Annotated in this window: 13 protein-coding genes and 1 pseudogene; 8 read left to right on the top strand and 6 right to left on the bottom strand. The window is 72.1% G+C overall.

Features of this window, described 5'->3' with window-relative positions:
- The first annotated feature begins 118 nt into the window (after positions 1–118).
- The 3 genes from ABZ453_RS22180 (at position 119) to ABZ453_RS22170 (ending at position 2,212) form a co-directional block, all read left to right on the top strand.
- Entirely contained in the window at positions 119–1,360 is a 1,242-nt protein-coding gene (locus ABZ453_RS22180; RefSeq protein ID WP_359016859.1) for an alpha/beta hydrolase, read from the top strand.
- Positions 1,326–1,904: a tRNA (adenosine(37)-N6)-threonylcarbamoyltransferase complex ATPase subunit type 1 TsaE gene (tsaE, locus tag ABZ453_RS22175; protein WP_359016856.1), complete on the top strand. Its 579-nt coding sequence runs from the start codon at positions 1,326–1,328 to the stop codon at positions 1,902–1,904. Before ABZ453_RS22180 ends, tsaE begins: the two co-directional genes overlap by 35 nt.
- Positions 1,905–2,044: 140 nt before the next feature.
- On the top strand, positions 2,045–2,212 hold the full coding sequence (locus tag ABZ453_RS22170; RefSeq protein WP_359016854.1) for a hypothetical protein: 168 nt from the start codon (positions 2,045–2,047) through the stop codon (positions 2,210–2,212).
- A gap of 266 nt (positions 2,213–2,478) precedes the next feature.
- Here ABZ453_RS22170 and ABZ453_RS22165 read toward each other — a convergent pair whose 3' ends face one another.
- Positions 2,479–3,372, bottom strand: a complete 894-nt coding sequence (locus tag ABZ453_RS22165; protein WP_359017055.1) for a DUF4231 domain-containing protein — start codon at positions 3,370–3,372, stop codon at positions 2,479–2,481.
- A 377-nt stretch (positions 3,373–3,749) separates the two neighbouring features.
- On the opposite strand from ABZ453_RS22165, the gene fxsA reads away from it, so the two are divergent.
- From fxsA to fxsT, 5 genes are all read left to right on the top strand, one after another.
- A complete protein-coding gene (fxsA, locus tag ABZ453_RS22160; RefSeq protein WP_359016852.1) occupies positions 3,750–3,923 on the top strand; it encodes an FxSxx-COOH cyclophane-containing RiPP peptide in 174 nt (57 codons plus the stop codon).
- A complete protein-coding gene (locus tag ABZ453_RS22155; protein ID WP_359016850.1) occupies positions 3,871–5,118 on the top strand; it encodes an FxsB family cyclophane-forming radical SAM/SPASM peptide maturase in 1,248 nt (415 codons plus the stop codon). The genes fxsA and ABZ453_RS22155 overlap by 53 nt, the downstream gene beginning before the upstream one ends.
- Positions 5,115–6,551, top strand: a complete 1,437-nt coding sequence (locus tag ABZ453_RS22150) for an HEXXH motif-containing putative peptide modification protein (protein ID WP_359016848.1) — start codon at positions 5,115–5,117, stop codon at positions 6,549–6,551. The genes ABZ453_RS22155 and ABZ453_RS22150 overlap by 4 nt, the downstream gene beginning before the upstream one ends.
- A gap of 183 nt (positions 6,552–6,734) precedes the next feature.
- Entirely contained in the window at positions 6,735–7,913 is a 1,179-nt protein-coding gene (gene fsxC, locus ABZ453_RS22145; RefSeq protein WP_359016846.1) for an FxsC protein, read from the top strand.
- The gene (gene fxsT / locus ABZ453_RS22140) at positions 7,910–11,905 is read left to right on the top strand and encodes an FxSxx-COOH system tetratricopeptide repeat protein (protein ID WP_359016844.1); all 3,996 of its coding nucleotides are present in this window, start codon (positions 7,910–7,912) and stop codon (positions 11,903–11,905) included. Before fsxC ends, fxsT begins: the two co-directional genes overlap by 4 nt.
- A 43-nt stretch (positions 11,906–11,948) precedes the next feature.
- Here fxsT and ABZ453_RS22135 read toward each other — a convergent pair whose 3' ends face one another.
- The 5 genes and pseudogenes from ABZ453_RS22135 to ABZ453_RS22115 form a co-directional block, all read right to left on the bottom strand.
- The gene (locus tag ABZ453_RS22135; protein ID WP_359016842.1) at positions 11,949–13,166 is read right to left on the bottom strand and encodes a toll/interleukin-1 receptor domain-containing protein; all 1,218 of its coding nucleotides are present in this window, start codon (positions 13,164–13,166) and stop codon (positions 11,949–11,951) included.
- Between the two features lie 28 nt (positions 13,167–13,194).
- On the bottom strand, positions 13,195–15,903 hold the full coding sequence (locus ABZ453_RS22130; RefSeq protein ID WP_359016840.1) for a hypothetical protein: 2,709 nt from the start codon (positions 15,901–15,903) through the stop codon (positions 13,195–13,197).
- The gene (locus tag ABZ453_RS22125) at positions 15,900–17,090 is read right to left on the bottom strand and encodes a hypothetical protein (protein WP_359016838.1); all 1,191 of its coding nucleotides are present in this window, start codon (positions 17,088–17,090) and stop codon (positions 15,900–15,902) included. Before ABZ453_RS22125 ends, ABZ453_RS22130 begins: the two co-directional genes overlap by 4 nt.
- Positions 17,087–17,989 (bottom strand): MoxR family ATPase, encoded by a 903-nt coding sequence (locus ABZ453_RS22120; protein ID WP_359016836.1) that lies wholly within the window; start codon positions 17,987–17,989, stop codon positions 17,087–17,089. Before ABZ453_RS22120 ends, ABZ453_RS22125 begins: the two co-directional genes overlap by 4 nt.
- A 215-nt stretch (positions 17,990–18,204) precedes the next feature.
- A pseudogene (locus ABZ453_RS22115) lies at positions 18,205–19,271 on the bottom strand (large ATP-binding protein); the annotation flags it as partial.

Genomic DNA, 19,271 nt, shown 5'->3' with positions numbered 1-19,271 from the left:
CAACACCAGCAGTCCATGCAGCAACAACAGCAGTCACGGCAGTAACAACAGCAGTCCCTTTCGTAACACCAGCACCACCCGACCCAGCGAAGATCAGTCCGGCGAAGAGGAGCGGTACGTGAGCGAGAGCAGCGCGGAGGCCGTCGCAGCCGTAGCCTCCGCCACGGGGGCGGCCGCCAACTGGCGCAGGGCGACCGGCATCGCGGGCGCCGCGATAGGCGTGGTCGCCGCGGGCGCCGCGGCGGGCGTCGCCATAGAGCGGCTCACCGTCGGACGCGGCATGCGCAGAAAGGCCCGGCTCGCCCTCGACGCGACCGGTCCGTACGGCTCGCTGCGCGGCACACCCGGCAAGGCGTACGCCGACGACGGCACCGAGCTCTACTACGAGGTCGACGACGTCGACCCCGACGCCGTGCCCGCGCTCGGCCCACGGCGGCGGCGGCTGTTCGGCCGCAAGGCACCCGCGCCCGTCACCGTCGTCTTCTGCCACGGCTACTGCCTCAGCCAGGACTCCTGGCACTTCCAGCGCGCGGCCCTCAGGGGCGTCGTACGGACCGTGCACTGGGACCAGCGCAGCCACGGGCGGTCCGGGCGCGGGGTGCGGCAGGTGCAGGACGGGGTGCCGGTCGACATCGAGCAGCTGGGGCGGGACCTGAAGGCCGTCATCGACGCGACCGTGCCCGAGGGGCCGATCGTGCTGGTTGGCCACTCCATGGGCGGGATGACCGTGATGGCCTTCGCCGACCAGTTCCCCGAGCTGATCCGGGACCGGGTCGTCGCCGCCGCCTTCGTCGGTACGTCGTCGGGGCGGCTCGGCGAGGTCAACTTCGGGCTTCCGGTCGCCGGCGTCAACGCGGTGCGCCGGATCCTCCCCGGGGTGCTGAAGGCGCTCGGGCAGCAGGCGGCGCTGGTGGAGAAGGGGCGGCGGGCCACCGCCGATCTGTTCGCCGGGATCATCAAGCGGTACTCGTTCGCCTCGAAGGACGTCGACCCGGCCGTCGTACGGTTCGCCGAACGGATGATCGAAGGCACGCCGATCGACGTGGTCGCCGAGTACTACCCGGCATTCGACAACCACGACAAGACCGAGGCCCTGGCCCTTTTCACGGACATGCCGGTGCTGGTGCTGGCCGGGGTGCAGGACATGGTCACGCCCAGCGAGCACAGCGAGGCGATCGCCGATCTGCTGCCGGAGGCCGAACTGGTGCTCGTGCCGGACGCCGGGCACCTGGTGATGCTGGAACACCCGGAAGTGGTCACCGACCGGCTCGCCGACCTCCTCACCCGCGCGGGGGCCGTACCCGCAGGGGCTACCGTGGGGGGCTATGGAAGCACCAGCAGCACCGCACAACCCGGCTGAGACCCAGTCCTCCGTGCCGTCCGTGTCCTCCGTGCCGTCCGTGCCGTCCGTGCCGTCCGTGTCCTCTGTGGAGATCACCGTCACGTCCGCCGAACAGATGCGGGACCTCGGCCGCCGGCTGGCCAAGCTGCTGCGCGCCGGTGATCTCGTGATGCTCAACGGGGAACTCGGCGCCGGCAAGACGACGCTCACCCGCGGGCTGGGCGAGGGCCTCGGCGTGCGCGGGGCCGTGACCTCCCCGACCTTCGTGATCGCCCGTGTGCACCCGTCCCTGGGTGACGGGCCGCCCCTCGTGCACGTCGACGCCTACCGGCTGGGCGGCGGACTCGACGAGATGGAGGACCTCGACCTCGACGTCTCGCTGTCCGACTCCGTGATCGTCGTGGAGTGGGGCGAGGGCAAGGTGGAGGAGCTCACCGACGACCGGCTGAACGTCGTCATCCACCGCGCCGTCGGTGACACGGCGGACGAGGTGCGGCACGTCATGGTCGCCGGGCTCGGCGAACGGTGGGGGACCGTCGATCTGAGCGTGCTGTCCGCCTGAACACCGGTCGTTTCGCGTGAACGTTCCGACAAGACGTCGGCAAGATATTGCATTCGGCGTCTTGTGCGTGGTCACATGGTATCCAGCGCGCGGTTAGGTCTACCTAACTACGCCCGCCCCCCGCTCCTCAGGAGGCGTCCATGTCGGCCACGGAACGATCGCTCCCGGAACGGGCGGAGACGCTGCCGCGCACGGTGTCCGGGGTGTCCATGCGCGATCTGCTGGCGTCCTGCGCGGCCGCGACGGTGATCTCCACGCCCCCACGCATGCCCGACCCGGAACTCGACGAGCGCCCCGAGGCGGCCTGACCCGACGGTCCGGGATCGCCCGACTGGACGGTCCGCGTCGGCTTGGTCCGCCGGCCGGACGGCCGGGCTCGGGCGAGGCTTGGAGCACGTCAGGGCCAGGGCAGCTGGTCGGTCTCACGAGGATGGAGGCGCGACGCCGTGCCAGGGGCCGGACGCCTCGCGCAAGGGCTGAACTGTGTCGGCCCGAGGGCGGTTCCGCCTCCCCCGCGGAGGGGTCGCCCGCCTCCGTCCGGGACTGGCTTCATCCGCCTCCGTCCGCGACCGGCTCATCCGCCGAAGCGGGCGAGCCAGTCGGTGTGCTGGGGTGACATCAGGTGCTCGGTCTCGGCCACGGCCTGCGGCCACTGTTCCTCGGGCACGCTCATGGTCAGCGCGGCCCGCTGGGTCTCCAGCCCCTCGCGCACCAACTCGTGGGCGTACGACAGCGGATGGTGCCGACGGGACTCCAGCCAGGCGACACCGGCCGCCGCGGCGGCGGCCAGCAGGCCGCTCAGGTCCCAGTTCGCCGCTATGCCGGTGCTTCTGGCCACCGCGGCCGCGAGGGCGAGCAGGGTCAGTGACGCGGTCAGCGTGGACCAGGCGGTGGCGGACCGGTGCGCCTGGCCCGCCCGGCCGCCGTACCAGCCGAGCTGGTCAAGGACGCGGTCGCGCAGATAGATGTCCTTGCGGGCCGCGAACGGCTGGGCGCGGACCGCCCGCATGGCGCGGGTGATCTGCGGATGGCGCGGATCCTGCGGCTGCTGGCCGCTCGGCGGGACCCAGGGCCGGCCGGGGTCGTGGGAGGGTTCCTGCCAGCCGACCCGGCGCAGGGGACGTAGCCGTTCCTCCAGTTGCTGGTGGAACAGTCCTTCGGGGTCGGGGACGGCGGAGTGAAAGGGTCCACCGTGGACCATGTACTGCCAGGCCAGCGACTTCACCGTCTCGGCGGCGTCGCGGTGCGCCTGCCAGTGGGCCCGGGCCCGGCGTCGGCGGATGACGACGCCGGCGACCACCGTGAGGCCGTACAGCAGGGCGGACAGGGCGGTGAGGACGTGGCTGTTGAAGCGGTCGGCCAGGGTGGCGCAGCCGGTCGCCACGAGCAGCAGGGCCAGCTCGGTCCTGGTCGCGCGGAACGATTCGCTCTGACGGTTCAGTGCCCACCGGTCGTTGGAGCGGAACAACGGGGGCAGATCGTCGTCTCCTATCCTCGCGCCCGGCCCCGGAACGTTCTGTCCGGGAGTGGTCGTGGCCGCCATGCGTCACCTCGCCATGAAGAGGGGAAGACTCATGGTGACTTGGGGCCGCACGGGTGCCAACACCGCCTCGCGCAGGAGGGCTTGGCAGTGCTGACCGGATCGAGCCGCACACGGAGACCGGGAGGTCTACGCACGCTGGCCCTTCGTTGATCTATGTGCTTCCCTGAGACGAGAACCGAACAGCACCACTCCGTCCGCAACTCGGCGCTTCGCAACGCCGGGTTGTGGCCTGACGCAGGTCCACACCCGCAGGTCCGGGACCACGACCGGGGTTCCGCGGGACGAGCGAGCACGGGGGGTCCATGGAGACGTCGGAGACCGACGTGGAGTTCGACGTGGTGAACCTCAGCGGCGCCACGGCCGTAAACCTCGAAGACCTGCCCGACAGTGCGCTGGGCCGGTCCATGAAGAGGGTTCGGCGGGATGCGCTGCAGCCCTACAGGGTGGATGCAGCCATGTTCGAGTCTGCACTGTGACGGTCACGCGGGTAGCGGGGCCCCGCGTCGCGGGAGGTGGCACGTGCGGGAGGCGAAGCCCTTCGTCGAGTGGATAGTGAAGGTCGCCCAGCCGTGCAATCTGGCCTGCGACCACTGCTACGTCTACGAACTGAGGGATCGCACCTGGCGGTACAAGCCGTCCGTCATGGCGACCGCCACCATGGATCAACTGGCCGTTCGCATAGGCGAATACGTCCGACGCCACGCACTGCCACGGATCCGAATAACGATCCACGGAGGCGAACCGCTGCTCGCCGGTCCGTCCCGAATCGAACACCTTGTGACGGCTGTGAGACGCGAGCTCCGAGGGGCGGCTGAATGTGGTATTTCCCTGCAGAGCAATGCGACTCTTCTCAATCCCTTATGGATGGACCTGTTCCGCCGGCATGCCGTGTCGGTAGGCGTCAGTCTTGATGGCGGTCGCGACGCCAACGACCGTCATAGGCGCGGCAGGAACGGACGGAGCAGTTACGACTCCGTCCGGAGGGGGTTGGAACTCTTGCGCAGGCCCGAGAACAAGGCGTTGTTCGCGGGCTTGTTGTGCACGGTCGACATCGCCAACCCGCCCGTGCGGGTCTACGAGGCGCTCCTCGCCCATGAGCCTCCGGCCGTCAACTTCCTCTTACCGCACGCCACCTGGGAGCACCCGCCGCCCGGCCACGACCCGAGTCGCATGCCGTACGCCGAATGGCTGCTGGCCGTGTTCGAACGGTGGTACTCCGCACCGCGCCAGGAGACCAGGATCCGTCTGTTCGAAAACATCATGGATCTCGCGCTCGGCGGTGACGTGCGGTCGGAGAGTGTGGGGCTGGCCGACACGGACTTCCTCGTCGTCGAGAGCGACGGGACGATCGAACTGTCCGACTCCCTGAAGGCCACGCGCGAAGGCGCCGCCGCCACCGGGCTCGACATCTTCGCCCACGACTTCGACTCCGTCGCACGGCACCCGGACGTGGCCGACGCCCGCCGCGGGGGCCTGTCGGCGCTTGCCGACGTCTGCCGCGCCTGTGAGGTGGTGAGCCTGTGCGGTGGCGGCACGCGTGCCCACCGCTTCCACCCCGCCACGGGCTTCGCCAACCCCAGCGTCTACAGCGCAGACCTGCGCCTGCTCACCACCCGGATCCGGGACCGCGTCGTGGCCGATGCCGCCGCCCTGCTCAGGAGCGCGTCGTGACGGCCCCGGCGGCGCTGCGGATGACCGCAGAGGACTTCGCGAGTCTGGCGGCCTGTCGGCCGTCCCCGGCGGCGCTGCGGGTCCTGCGGGACGGGCAGGTCTCCAGACGTCTGCTGACCCTGAAGAGCGTGGCCGACGCGGCCCGTGCCGCCGTGCCGGAGTTCTGGGACACCCACGGAGCGGCCGCCTGGGACCTGTGCCTCTTGGCCCGCCGGGCGGACGTGCGGGCCTTCGAGGGCGTACTGCTGCATCCCCATGTCGGGGTGTGGCTCGGCCGCTGTCTGCGGGCGCTGGACGGTCCGCACCCGGCCGCCGCGGCGAGCGTGGACCTCGCCCGGATGGGTGGTCTGGCGGCCGCCGCCGCGTTACGTGCCGGACTGCGCCCGGAGCTGGTTCTCCCGGCGCCGGGCTCCCTGCTCTGGCTGCCCACGTTCGGGGATGTCCGGCTGTCCGAGGGCGCCGAGGCGGCGGGTCTGCGCGGTGACGTCCTGGAATGGGGCGGGCGGTCGTGGGTGATCGTCGGCCGACGGGAGGAAGCAGCAGCGCAGGACACGGCGTGCGACACACCGCGGCGCCTGACCGTCCCCTCCCGGGCAGGCGCCCCGGCGTTGTCGGTGGTACTGGAGGACGGCGACCTGTACCGCGACGCGCACGGCCATCCGGTGCTGCCCCGGCAGACGGCCGGACAACTGCGTGTCTGGCAGATGTCGGTGGCCGCGGCATGGGACGTGGTGACCCGCATGGTCCCGGAACGTACCGCTGCCTGCGCCGCGTTGTGGACGGCGCTGGTGCCGCTACGGCCGCCGCGGACCGGGCAGGGCGCGAGTTCCTCGGCACGTGAGGCGTACGGGGCGATCGCGGCCTCCTTCACCGCTGACCCGGTTCGGCTGGCCGAGACCGTGGTGCACGAGAGCGCGCACATCGCGTTCGGCGCCCTCGCCGATCTGACCGATCTCGTGGACCCGGACGACCGCACCCTGCAGAAGGTCGGCTGGCGGGACGACGCACGCCCCGTCGGATCGGTACTCACGGGCACCCACGCCCATCTGGCGCTACTGGAGTTCTGGCGGCGCCGCCGCCGGGAACTGACGGGTGGGCAGGCCCGTGTGGCGTCGGCGCGGTTGCACCACTACGGCCGTCAGGTCGCCGATGCCTTGCGGATCCTGCAGGCCCATCCGGCACTGACACCCATGGGGGCGCGCTTTGTGGAGATCATGGCGGACGAAGCGGAGCGGTGCGGGTTTCCCGTGCGTCGGCTGTCCTCCGCTCGGCCCGGCGGCCCATCACACGTTCGGGTGGCATCCCGAGGGACCCAGCACCTCACGCGCAGGCACACGGCAACCTCCGCTGCGCAGGGTGTCGCGGGACTGGCGTGCCGAACCGGCGGGTGGGGCGGGAAGACTGCCGATGACACGACACCGGGGGCGGGCTGATATGAGGGTGCGTTGGTACGACGGGAGCGCGGTTGCGCGGCCGAAGACGGCGAACGCCCGTTGGGTGGTGGCGTCGCGCGGGGTGATGTGGCGCGCGCGCATGGGACCGACGTCGGATTTTCGCCATGTTCGGAACAAACATCGACACGGTGCGGCCGCCGATGACGCGCTACTGGAGCCATCGTGAGCCACTTCTACTTGAGCCACGTCCGCACCGTCGACGAGGAGTGGGTCGCGTCGTTCTTCCACGACCTGTGCCGGACGGTGGGTGAGCGCACCGGTCGCCCCCCGGAGGCGGTGGGCGTCCGCGGAGAGCCGCAGTCCTCCGAGGTGTCGGTGGAGCTGCTCGGCCGGTCCACCGTCCTGGTCGCTCTGCTCTCACCGCGCTACTTCAGCCAGTCGTACTGCCTGGCCGAGTGGTCCTACTTCCAGCGGCGCCTCAACGTGCACTGGTCCAGGACCGGCCGCAGTGCCGACGCTGTGATCCCGGTCATGTGGGAACCCGATCCTGCCCACCCGCTGGACGGCGTCGAGCCATACTCGCCCCTGGCCGTCCGGTCCAACGCCTACCGGCGTGACGGACTGCTGCATCTGCTCCGGCTCAAGGCCCGGTACCGGCCGGCGTACGACGAGGTGCTGAAGGCCGTGGCCGACCGGATCGTCGCGGCCACGGAGCTGCTTCCCGAGGTTCACGGGTTCGACGCGGCCGGCAGTCACGCGCCCGTCGGCGCGCCCGCCCCGGCGGGCGGCCAGTCCGTCAGCTTCGTCATGGCGTCCACGGGGGAGCAGGAAGCGCCCGAGGAGCGGCAGTCGCGCCAGTACTACGGCAAGACGGCTCTGCAGTGGTCTCCCTACGCCCCGGGGGAACACGAGGCGTTGGTCTCGCTGGTGAGGAACACCGCCACCGCCCTGGACCTCTCCGCGACCGTACTGCCGCTGGACCAGGAGACCGTCGACCGGATCAGCCGGGAGCAGGACCCCGAACAGCTCGTCGTGCTGCTGGTGGACGCGTGGGTGGCCATGCTGGGGGAGAAGCACCGGCTCCTGGCCGCGGTCGACGAGCGCAATCCCGAGGCGACCACGGCGCTCGAACCCAGGGCCCGCGACGACACCGAGTCGGCCGAACGGGCGGTCACCCTCGACGAACTCCTGGACCGCACGCTGCCCCTGATGCGCGGCCGGCACAGCGAGTACGAGCGCTGGGGGCTGCCGGACGCGGAGAGCTTCACGTCTTCCCTGCGCAAGGTGCTCGTCCGCCTGCAGAACGAGGCGCTCAAGTCATCAGTGCAAGCCGTCCCGCCGCAGGCGACGTCGGCCGACGGCCCGCATACGTTTCCCCTGCTCGGAAGGTACTCGTCATGACGTTCGACTCGGGTGACGCCGGCACCCGCGAGTCCGGCACCATCGTCACGTTCTACTCCTTCAAGGGTGGGACGGGCCGCACCATGGCCCTGGCGAACGTGGCGTGGATCCTGGCCAGCAACGGCAAGCGGGTGCTCGCCATGGACTGGGACCTGGAGGCGCCGGGCCTGCACCGCTACTTCGCGCCCTTCCTCGGCGATCCGGAGCTCGACTCCACTCCCGGTGTCATCGACCTCATCCGCGGCTTCGACATGGCCAGGCCCCGGCCGGCCGGCGGCGACTACAGCCAGCAGGCCCGGGTGGAGCGGTTCGCCTCGACCCTGGCCCTGAGCTTCGACAGCGGCGGTTACGTCGACTTCATCTCGCCGGGACGCAAGACCCCCGAGTACTCCGAGATGATCAACACCTACGACTGGAAGGGCTTCTACGAGCAGCGCGGCGGCGCGGCCTTCCTGCGCGCCCTGCGCGAGGACATGCGGCGCAACTACGACTACGCCCTGATCGACAGCCGTACGGGGTGGAGCGATACCTCGGGCATCACCACGGTGCTCATGCCAGACGTACTGGTGAACTGCTTCACGCTGAACACCCAGTCCGTGGACGGCAGCGCCAGCGTGGCCGCGGACGTCCGGCAGGCAGCCCCGCACGTGCGGATCCTCCCTGTGCCCATGCGGGTGGAGGACGCCGAGCAGGAGAAGCTCGCGGTGAGCCGGGGGCATGCGCGACGGCGCTTCCAGGAGTTCTTGAAGGACACCCCGCGGGCGGCCGACCCGGACGCCTACTGGGGCGCGGTGGAGATTCCGTACAAGCCGTTCTTCGCCTACGAGGAGGTCCTGGCCACCGTCGCCGACACACCCCGCCAGCCCGCTTCCCTGCTGGGTGCCTACGAACGACTCACCTCGGTGATCACGGACGGACAGATCGTCGCACTGCAGCCGGTCAGGGAGTCGGTGCGCCGGTCGATGCTCGCCCGCTTCCAGCGGGTGCCGGTCCCCGGAGGACGTCTCGTGCCCCGGGTGCGGGTCGATTTCGCGCTGCGCGACGGCGCCTGGGCGGACTGGCTCGCGGCCCAGCTGCAGTCCGTCGGGATCGCCGTGACGCTGCGCGGAAGCAGCCCGTCCGTGCCGCTGTCCGGTGGTTCCGGCGACGGAGCCGACGTGGTCATCGCGCTGCTGTCGCCCGACTTCGCCACCACGCCGGTCGCCGACGAGGTGCGTGCCCTGGTGGCGGCCCCCGATGGACCAAAGATCATCGGCCTGCGGACCCGCGAGCACCAACCTGAGCCGGCGCTGCGCGGACTGCCGGGATTCAGCCTGGTGGACACATCCGTCGAGCAGGTTCTCGCCAAGGTCTTCGCACTGCTGGAACTCGAGGCACCGGCCTCCCCGGTCAGTGAGGGCATCACCTATCCGGGTCTGGTCCCCCGGATCTTCAACGTGCCACGCCGCAACAACGCCTTCACCGGTCGCGACCTCCAACTGGACCGCCTGAAGTCGGAGTTGAGCGTCGAATCGCTGCGTCCGGAGACACCGGTGGGCAAGGTCTTCCTCTACGGGCTCGGCGGCATCGGCAAGACCCAGATCGCGCAGGAATACGTCCACCGGTACGGTTCCCAGTACGACCTGGTGCACTGGATCCCGGCCGAGCAGCCGAACCGGATCCCGCAGCTGCTGGCGGAACTCGGCCTCCAGCTGGAAATTCCGGGCGACACGGTCGACGAACGTGCCCAGGCGACCATGACGGCGCTGCAAAACGGCGATCATGGTCGCTGGCTGCTGGTTTTCGACAACGTGACCGACAGCCAGGACACGGACGGCGAGAGCCGGAACAGGGACCAGGGAGACACGACAGTGGAGCGGTACCTTCCCGCCGGGGGGCCGGGACACGTCATCATCACAGCACGGCGGTCACCGCATGAGGAGAACGAGGCCGCCATGGAGGTTGACTCCTTCAACAGGTCGGAGAGCATCGCCCTGTTGCGCCGAAGGGTGGACGGCCTGTCGGTGGAGGACGCCGACCGGATCGCCGACACGCTCGGAGACTTCCCGATGGCCATGGAGCTGGCGGCCGCCTGGCTACGCCAGACTGCCATGCCTCTGGACACCTACCTCGAACAGGTCAACAGCAGGGTCAGCGCGGTACTGAGCGGCGCCGGCGGTAGCGGGGACAGCCAGCAGGAGTCCCTCCTGGCGGTCTGGCGGCTCACCGTCGACCGACTCGGCGGGGAGCGGCCCGCGGCGGTGAGGCTCCTCGAACTCTGTGCCTTCCTGTCCCCCGAGCCGATCGCGCACTCTCTGCTCTACAGCGACGCCATGCGCAACCGGCTCGCCGAGGAGGCCCGGGACGAGTCCGTGCTCGACGCGATGGTGATGGGGTATCTCATCCGCGACCTCGGACGGTACGCGCTGGCCACCGTGGACCAGCAGAGCGGTTCCATCCAAATCCACCGGTTGGTCCAGGCCGCGGTGCGTGAATGGCTGCGAGAGGATCGCGAGCGGGAGGAACAGACACGGCGCCAGGCCCAACTCGTGCTGGCGGGAGCACTGCCCTCGGCGGCCGACCCGGAGGAGCATCCGAAGACCCAGCAGAGGTTCGCGGAGCTGCTGCCGCACCTGGAGCCCTCCGGGGCGCTGTCCAACACCGACGCGCGGGTGTGCGAGTGGGTCATCCGCCAGGTCCGCAACCAGTGGCGGATCGGTGACCATCGTGCCGCCGCGGCGCTGGGGCAGAAGGCGCTCGACGCCTGGACACAGTCCTTGGGCCCGGACCACCACCTCAGGCTGCGGCTGGCTGCCCAGGTCGCCAACCCGCTGCGCTCCCTGGGCCGCTATCAGGAGGCCCACGCGCTCGACGCGGACACACTGCGGCGTCAGCGCGAGCAGCTTGGCGAGGACGACGGCTACACCCTGGTGACCGCCCGCAACTACGGCGGTGACCTGCGAGGGCTCGGCCGGTACCAGGAGGCGTACGACGAGGACCGCCGGACCTACGAGCTCTATCTGAACAGCCCGCACTTCGGCCCCGACCACGAGGACACCCTCAGGGCCGCGCACAACCTCGGTGTCTCGCTCATCCTGGCGGGCAGGCCCGGGGAGGCTCTGGAGCGGGCGACCGAGGCCTACCAGCGGTCCCGGCAGGTCCTGGGCGTGCGGGACCGGCTCACCTGGGCCTTCGCGGGAAGGGTGGCGTTGGACCGCCGGGAGACCGGCGACTACCAGGGGTCCCTGGATCTGCTTCTCGAGATCCGTAAACGGTTCGTCAGCATCCTCGGCAACGAACAGTCCGACGACGTCCTGCGTACGGACGCGTCCCTCGCGGTCACCCAACGGCGTCTCGGCCACTACGCGGCCGCGGAAGCACTGACACGCTCCACCCTGAACGCCTACCGGCAACGCTACGGCGAGGCGCATCCCGAAACCATGTCGTGCACGGCGAACCTTGCCTGCGACCTGCTCGCCCTGTCGGCGACGGATCCCGTCCGGGGGTCCGAGGCGGTGGATCTCGGAAAACAGAACTTCGAGCGCTATCGCGAGCGGCTCGGCCCCGACCACCCGTTCACCCTGGCCGCCGCCACCAACCTGGTGGCCGTCCTCAGGGGGCGCGGAGAGACCGAGCATGCCATGACACTTGCCGACGAGACGCTCCCGCGCCTCGTCGAGAGGCTCGGCGCACCTCATCCCGCCACGGTTGCCTGCCGCGCCAACCGGGCTGGAGTGCTGTTCGATCTGGGCCGGTACGAGGAAGCGTTGGACGAGGACGTGAAGGCCCGCGAGGCGTACCGCGCCCTCTACCGCGACCATCATCCACGGGTGCTCTGCGCGGAGTTCAACGTCGCGTTGGACCACAGCCTCATGGGTGAGGAGGATGCCCTGGAGGACCTGAGCAGGGCGACGCGGGCCGCCGAGCAGGAGTTCGGGGCCGATCATCCCGTAGTCCGGATGATGACCGACCGCAAGCGCATCGACTTCGACCTGGAGATGCCTCCGACCTGATCCGATGCCATACAGCAGCCGCCCCGGTCCCGTGCCGGGGCGGTCAGTTGCTCAGGGACGTTCCGTACTTGCGTACGAACCGCCGCACCGTGCGGTTCATCTCCTCCTCCCGCCAGGCGGGCAGGCCGTCCAGCCGGGTGTGCGCACCGGTCGCGCCGAGGAGTTCGCCGTCCACCACGAAGAGGAAGAGCAGGCCCACCGGGTACGCCGAGTCGAGCGCTCTGACCAGGTCCGGGTCCGGGGCGTGCGGGACGATCACGACCAGCGGGCCGAAGTCCTGCTCGTGCTCGCGCAGCATCTCCTCGTCCTCGATGTCGAACTCCCTGCGCAGTTCCTCCCCGATGTGCTCCACCAGGTCCCCCAGCACCCCGGCGCCCGCGCTGGGTGTGACGACCAGGTGGTCCCAGGGCAGCGGCTGTTCGCTGGCCCGGTGGACGTACCGGCGGGCCGTCTCCGTGGACTGCGCGGGCAGTACCGCGACCCGCGGGGAGCCGTCGCCGGCCACCCCGCGGATACGGTCCGCCTCCACCGCGGGAACCCGGGCGTGGGTCACGCTCAGCTGGATCAGTTCGCGTGAGGCGTCCGGACCGGACAGGGGCAGCAGTTCGGTGAGGGCGGCGCGCAGCGGATCGGCCTCGGGCTCGCTCGGGCGTTCCGCCAGCAGGCCCGAGGCGAGCCGGTGACGCATCAGCAGGGAGAGCATCTCGACCGGGACCCCCAACAGCGCGCCGGCCCGGCTCAGGCTCTCCGCGTCCACCTCACGAAGATGGTGCACGACCCGGTGGTGCACCTTCGCCCCGCTCAACCCGGCGCGCATCAGCTCCAGTTGGGGGCGTATGACACGGCGTACGGAATCGAGGTCGTCGCCGCCCGGCCACTCCACCAGCTGGCGCCTGTTCGGATTGAGGGATCCGAGGCCGCTCTTCTCCAGCGCTTCGAGGGTCACCTCCGGCAGCATCAGCAGGATCACCGGGAAGCCGTCGTGCCGGTTGCGCAGTTCCGCCATGGCCAGTTCGTTCTGCACGTGCTCGGATCGCAGGGCGTGGCTGGAGACGATCAGCAGCATGCCGTGCGCGCTGCCCATGCCGTCGGATATGGCCTCCATCCAGTCCTGTCCCGGCACCAGGGACTCCCGGTCCACCACGATGGGTTCGCAGCCCTCCTGGTACAGCAGTTCCTCCATGGCGCGCCGGGCCGGCCAGCAACTGCAGGTGCAGTCCAGGGGTTCGCTGCGGCTGAGGAAGACGTGAGGGGCGGGCATGGGACTCCTCGTACGGGACCGGGTCGGGTCAGCGGGCGGGCGGGGCGAGGGGGTCCGTGTCCTCCGGTGGTGGATGGGCGTCCTTGCGTACGCGGAACCAGCGGGTGCGGCCGGGGCCCAGGCCGACGGTGAACGCGCCGTCGGCGGACGGCCGCAGGACCGCCGGTCCGTCGGGTGGGGGATCGGGGACGTCCCGGGCGATCTCGGTCAGTTGGGTCCGTTCGGTGGTGTCCGGCAGCGAGATCCGGGCGGTGACCGGTTCGTCGGCCGTGCTGGTCAGGCACAGGACGCTCTGCCCGGCGTGGTCGCGGCGGACGGCGGTCACCGCCTCGGTGCCGGTGGGCACCGACTCGACCGTGCCGTGGCGCAGGGCGAGTTGGGCGGCGCGGGCCGCGAGGAGCGGACGTAACTCGGGGACGGTCAGGGACGAGGCCGGGACCTCGTGGCAGCCCGGGAGGGCCAGGAGGAGACACGTGCGGGGGCTCGGCGGGGCGTCCGGGAGGGTCCAGGTGCCGTACGAGGTGGGCGGCGTGGCCGGGGGCGGGCCGAGGGTGAGGTGCGCGGTGCCCAGTGCGGGGTCGGGGGTGCCGTCCGTGACGAGCGCCGACTCCGGGTAGGCGTCCAGGAGATGGCGCAAACGGATGAGGAGGGGGGCCGGCCAGCGGTCGGCTTCGCGGAGCCTGAGTCCGTCGACCGGCTCCTCCAGTAGGTCGTAGGCCCGCCTGAGCAGCTCGCCGTGAGCCAAGTCCCCGTGCGGAGGCGCCAGTTCCGCCAGCACGCGCAGCCCCTCCTGCCGGGTCCGGGTCAGCAGCGCGGTGAACTCCTCCGAGCCGGGCGGGAGGGAGGCGGGCAGGCAGACGTGCCCGATGCCCCAGCGGCGGATCCCGGCCGGGAGGGTCGGATTGCGCGCGGGCAGGACCACTCCGAGGCTGTCCCGGAGCCAGCCGGGGGCCGCCGGGTCGGGTGGCGGCGGCATCGGTCCCGGGGTGAGCAGATGGGTCCGGCCGTTCTCCGCGCGGATCTCCACCTCGCCGCCGTGCCCCGACAGCAGGAGCAGTTCGCCGGTCGCCGGATGGACCTCCCGTACCCGGAAGGGTAGGGGTACCGCCGTGACCGGGCCGCCCCCGGGCCAGTCCAGGCGCAGCAGCCGGTCACCGCCGTCCGCGGCGACGACCAGCCCCGCCTCCGCGAGCAACGCCAGGGAGACGGCGGGCGCCGGCAGCCTGCCCAGCACGGTGACGGCAGCGGCCGGGCCGCCCTCCGCAGTGCCGTGCACCCGCCCGTCCGCCGTGGCCCACACCACCGCCCCGGCCCGGGGGTCTCCGCCCAGCGCGGTGACCTCCGGGCCCGGCAGCCACCGCACGGTCCTCGTCTCCGGGGGCACGGTCAGACGGTGGACCGTCACGCCGCCCTCGGCGTCCGCCGCGGCGACCAGGCCGGCCCGCACCGAGCACCACAGCCGCAGCACCGGCGCCGGATGCGACAGCGTGCCCAGGATCCGGCCGGGGTCCCCGTCGTCGACGAGGAGCACCTCGTTCCCCCTGGCCAGGCACAGCACGCCCCGCTCGGCCGTCCGGGACCAGCCCACCGCCGCCGGCCGCACCGTCAGCGGGTGCAGGACGGCGTCGGCGGTCCCGTCGACGGCCGTCGTCACCACGTGCAGCCCCTTGTCGCCGACCACCGCCGTGGCAGGAGGCCCCGCGTCCGCGACCGCGAGCAGTTGGGGCTCGGCGGGCAGACCGACCGAGAGGACGGACTCGCCGTCGTCGAGGCGCAGGACGGTACGGCCGTCCGCGGTCGTCGCGAGGGCGGCCCGGTGGCCGGCCCGGGCACACAGCAGCGTGCCGCCCAGCTCCGCCTGTGCGGCCAGCACGGTTCCGTCCGCGCGGACCTCGGCGGCCACGCCCACGCCGAGGCTGGTGTGCTCGCCGTCGTACAGGTCCAGGTCGTGCCAGGCGGCCCCCGGCAGCGCGCCGCGCAGCCGCAGCCGCACCCGGCCCGCCCCGCTCGCGCCGAGGACCAGGGCGTCGCGCTCCGGGGGGCGGCTCAGGGTGAGGCCGTCCGGCTCGGCCCGGACGCCGATGTCCACCTCGGTGTGGACCAGCGTCCGTACCGTCCGTATCTCCTCGGCGTCGGCCCGGCTCATCAGGCCCGGTGGCGGCTCCATGCCCAGCCGCTCCGCCGCCATCACCCGCAGTCGCCAGGCCGGCAGCGACTCCCGTACGACCTCCGGCAGCCGGGGCAGGAAGTGCAGGATCCAGCGACTGGCCTCGGCGGCGGCGGTGCCCTCGGCGAGCACCTGTCGGAAGAGGGGGGTGAGGGTGCGTTCGATCTCGGGCTCGGCGGGCGGCGGGCCGATGGTCGCCGTCCACAGCAGTTCCTCGAAACCGCGTACGAGGGGTGGTGCGCAGCGATGCGCCGAGAGGGTGAAGTCGCGGACCGAACCGAGCAGATGGGGGTCGTGGACGTACAGCTCCCGCCGCAGTGCCGCGCTCACCTCCGGGTACAGCACCAGGGCGCGGCTGTCGGCGGCCTCCACCAGCGGCGAGAAGGAGAGCCTGGCCTCCAGACCGGTGGCGCTGTCCGGGGCGAACCGGAGCCGGGCGCCGCGCAGGAAGTACGGCTCCGCCTGCGCGGCCAGGCACAGTGAGCGGGCCAGCCGCACCACGTCGGGCTGATGCCGGCGCTGCTCCGCGATCAGCCGGAACGCGCCACTGCGTTCGGGCGCCGCCGTCATCGGGGCCGTCCCGCCTGGCGCGGATCCTGGCGGGCCGCCGTCTGGGCGAACCGTACGGACACCCGGCGGTCCAGCGGGACCAGAGCGACCGTCCGTCGCACGGCCGCCGGGTACTCCTCCGCCGGGTAGGGGGTGAGACAGACGACGGAGGTGCCCGCCTCCCGCAGCCGCCGCAGATACGGCAGCCAGCCGGCCGGCGAGGAGTGGTGCCGGCCGGGCAGCGGCGGCTGCAGATGCCCGAGGTCGGACAGCAGGATCACCGGCTGCCCGTGCGGAGGCACCGGGTGGGGGTCCCAGGTACGGCCCCGGTCACGGCTGACGCCCCGGGTGATGCGCAGGTCCAGTACGCGCAGCCCGCCCGGTGGCAGGATCCGGGCCGCGAGCCGGGCCGCCCACTCCTGGTCGTGCCGGAAGGGGCGCATCGACTCACCGCGGTCGATCAGCAGCAGCGCCCCGGCCCGGGTCGTGGGCCGGCGCCGGTAGGGCACCCGCTGCCGGGCGACCCGGCCGCCCGCGAGACCCCGTACGACGAGATCCACGAGCCGGACGTGGTCGACGGCCCGCCCCGTCCGGTAGGTGCTGGCCACCGCGAGGAAGATCGCCCGCTCGGTCCGCGGGTTCCACGGCGAGGCGGGCAGCGGTGGGGCCGTGGCCCAGGGCACGTCGAACGCCTCGGTGTGGCCGAGCAGCGTCTCGGCGTCGTCGTCCCCGGGGTCGGGGGCGACGCCCTCGCGCCACAGCTCTCGGCCCGCCTCCGCGTCCGGTGCCGGCCGCTCGGCGCGCACCAGGAGCAGCGAACCGCCGGTGGGCGGGCGGGTGTCCGGTTCGGGCAGCCGTCCCGGCGCCGTCGGGGGACCGGCCGCGGAACCCCGCCCGGCACCGGGCCGCGAGGGCGCGGTGCCTGCCGTCGCATCGGGCTTGTCCGTCCGGCCCGGCGGGTCGCTGCTGCGGGCCGTCGTACCGTCGCCGCCGCGCGGTGGCCGTGGTGGGGGCGCCGCGGCCCGGCCCCGGCCGGCGGGCGCGTCATCCGCGGGCATATCCCCCGAGAGCGCGGACGGGGCACGGCTCGCGGAGGGCAGCGCGAGGCCCATGGCCCTGGCCAGCGTGGCCATGCCGGCCGGATCGGACACCCCCAGGACGCGGGCCGCGCGCAGCAGATCCCCCAGATGGGCCGGGCCCGGGCTCATGCGTAGGCGGAGGTGTCGGGCGTGCCCTTCACCATGGCCAGCTCCGCGACGGCCCGCCACTCCGGGGAGTCGGCCGTCAGGGCCATCTGGTGGCAGGCCCGCAGTGTGTCCAGGAACTCGGCGGTGCTCGCCGCCGGCCGCGCCGCCACCGACTCGCTCTCGAACATCTCGGCCAACTCCAGGGTGAGCGCCTCGTCGTAGTCGTCCCCCATGTGCAACCGCGCGACCTTCAGGAGGTGTTCGCGGTCCGGTGACTCCAGCTTCAGCAGGATGCAGCGGCGCAGGAAGGCGGCGGACAGCTCCCGCTCCTCGTTGCTCGTGATCACCACCAGGGGCGCCCCCGCGCTCTCGGCCGCCGTCACCATCCGCCGGTCCGGGCCCATGAAGCGGAGGTTGTTGAGCGGATCGAGCAGGGCGTCGGGGACATCGGGGTCGGCCTTGTCGATCTCGTCGATCAGGACCACCGCGGGCCGGTCGCGCAGGGCGGGCGGGCAGTGTTCGTCCATGGCCGGGTCGAGCGCCTTCCACAGCGGGCCCGGGCGGACGTAGGACCGTGAACCGGAGCCCTTGAGCCGACCCAGCGTGGCGTCGTTGAGCTGGCGGAACGCCTCCTCGCGCCAGAGCAGGTCGTGCGGTTCGGTGCGGGCGGTGACCACTTCGGCGTAGTAGCGCAGACGCATCAGCCGTGCCACGTTCGGCGCCAGGGTCGACTTGCCCGAGCCGGGCGGGCCGAGCACCAGTAACGGACGGCCGGACGCCAGGGCGACGTTGACGGCCAGGACGGTCCGGTCGTCGAAGAGGTACACCTCGTCGTCGAGGCGGGCGGTGTCGCGCGGTGGTACGCGGGTGACCTCCGCGGTCCGCTCCGACTCCCCGGCCGGGTCGAAAAGCTTGATCAAGCCTACTGTCCCCCTCGTCGGACCAGACGTCGGGCCAGATGTCGGCAAGACGTCGGATCACGTGTCGGATCACCTGCCGGACACCTGTCGGATCACTTCTCGGATCACATGTCGGTACGGATCTCCGGCCTACCCCGTTGCTCTCTTCCCCATGGCACGCGCGGCCAGTACTCCGACGGCCAATCTGTCCGGCCCCGCGCGTGGGTGACGAAGCATCAGCTCACCGACCGGCTTCGTATCCGCACCTCCGGGAAGCCGGTGGGCGCCGTCGGCTCGGGCGCGAGCGCGCGCCGGACACCCGTCGTCACGTCCACCCGGCTCAGCCAGGGCGCCCGGCGCAGGCCCTCCGGCAACGGCAGGTCCGGCCACGGGTCGATGTCGAGGAACATGACCGGCGAGGACTCGAGCGCGGTCAGATCCAGCAGGTTCGGGCAGCGCGCTATCCGTACCGACCTCAGCGACCGGCACCCGGTCAGTGCGGGCAGGGCGACGAGCTCCGGGTCGTCGGTGAGGACCAGTGAGCGCAGCCCGGGCAGTCGCGGCAGCAGCTCGGCCAGTCCGTCGACCCGGCCCGAGCAGCACAGTTCGGGCACGGGGGTGCCGGCCCGCAGCAGCGCGCGCACCTGAGCGGACGACCGGACGCGCACCCGCCGCTCCGCAGGCCGGGGGCGGGGGCCGAGGGCCGAGAGTCGCCGGGGCAGCCGTCCGGGCGGCGCCAGCACACTGCGGGCGGTGCCCTGGTCCGACTCGGCGGCCCGCAACTCGTCCAAAAGCTCGTGGAGTTCGGGGGAGGGGTGGCGGGCGAGCAGTTCGTCGGGACTCGTGCCCGGTGCGTGGGCCAGGTGGTGGGCGGCCAAGAAGGTCCTGACCTCGGGGCCCGGGAAGGCCACGGTGTCCGGGCCGGGGCGGAACACCACGCCCGCCCGGTCCGCGAGCGCGGCCAGCAGCCGCTCGGGTGAGGCCGCGTCGGAGGCGCCGGGGTCGCGCAGCGCGCTCAGCGCGGTCCGCAGCGGCACCCGCGAGGCGTCCACGCCGAGCGTGGCGACGGCCAGTCTGCCGGAGGCCGCCCGCAGGACACTGTCGGGCACCTGGCGCGCGGCGAGGCCGGGCACGGCCGGGTCGGAATAGCCGGCCGGTTCCTCCGGGGCCCGCCGCCAGGCCGCCGAGACGCCGGCCCGCAGCAGCCACGGGCTCGCAGCCGGTGACGTACCCGACGCTCGTGGTGGGTCTGCCGGGCGCCGGTGCGCACCAAGTCGCCCTGGACGACGGAGTGTTCGCCGAG

It is taken from the genome of Streptomyces sp. NPDC005799, assembly GCF_040630525.1.
GTDB lineage: Bacteria > Actinomycetota > Actinomycetes > Streptomycetales > Streptomycetaceae > Streptomyces > Streptomyces griseorubiginosus_B.
This window is presented reverse-complemented; position numbering and strand designations above follow the sequence as displayed.

Excerpts from the sequence above, each read along its gene's own strand:
- tsaE (WP_359016856.1), top strand. The coding sequence starts at position 1,326 with ATGGAAGCACCAGCAGCACCGCACAACCCGGCTGAGACCCAGTCCTCC.
- ABZ453_RS22170 (WP_359016854.1), top strand. The coding sequence starts at position 2,045 with ATGTCGGCCACGGAACGATCGCTCCCGGAACGGGCGGAGACGCTGCCG.
- fxsA (WP_359016852.1), top strand. The coding sequence starts at position 3,750 with ATGGAGACGTCGGAGACCGACGTGGAGTTCGACGTGGTGAACCTCAGC.
- ABZ453_RS22155 (WP_359016850.1), top strand. The coding sequence starts at position 3,871 with ATGCGCTGCAGCCCTACAGGGTGGATGCAGCCATGTTCGAGTCTGCAC.
- fxsT (WP_359016844.1), top strand. The coding sequence starts at position 7,910 with ATGACGTTCGACTCGGGTGACGCCGGCACCCGCGAGTCCGGCACCATC.
- ABZ453_RS22135 (WP_359016842.1), bottom strand. The coding sequence starts at position 13,166 with ATGCCCGCCCCTCACGTCTTCCTCAGCCGCAGCGAACCCCTGGACTGC.
- ABZ453_RS22130 (WP_359016840.1), bottom strand. The coding sequence starts at position 15,903 with ATGACGGCGGCGCCCGAACGCAGTGGCGCGTTCCGGCTGATCGCGGAG.
- ABZ453_RS22125 (WP_359016838.1), bottom strand. The coding sequence starts at position 17,090 with ATGAGCCCGGGCCCGGCCCATCTGGGGGATCTGCTGCGCGCGGCCCGC.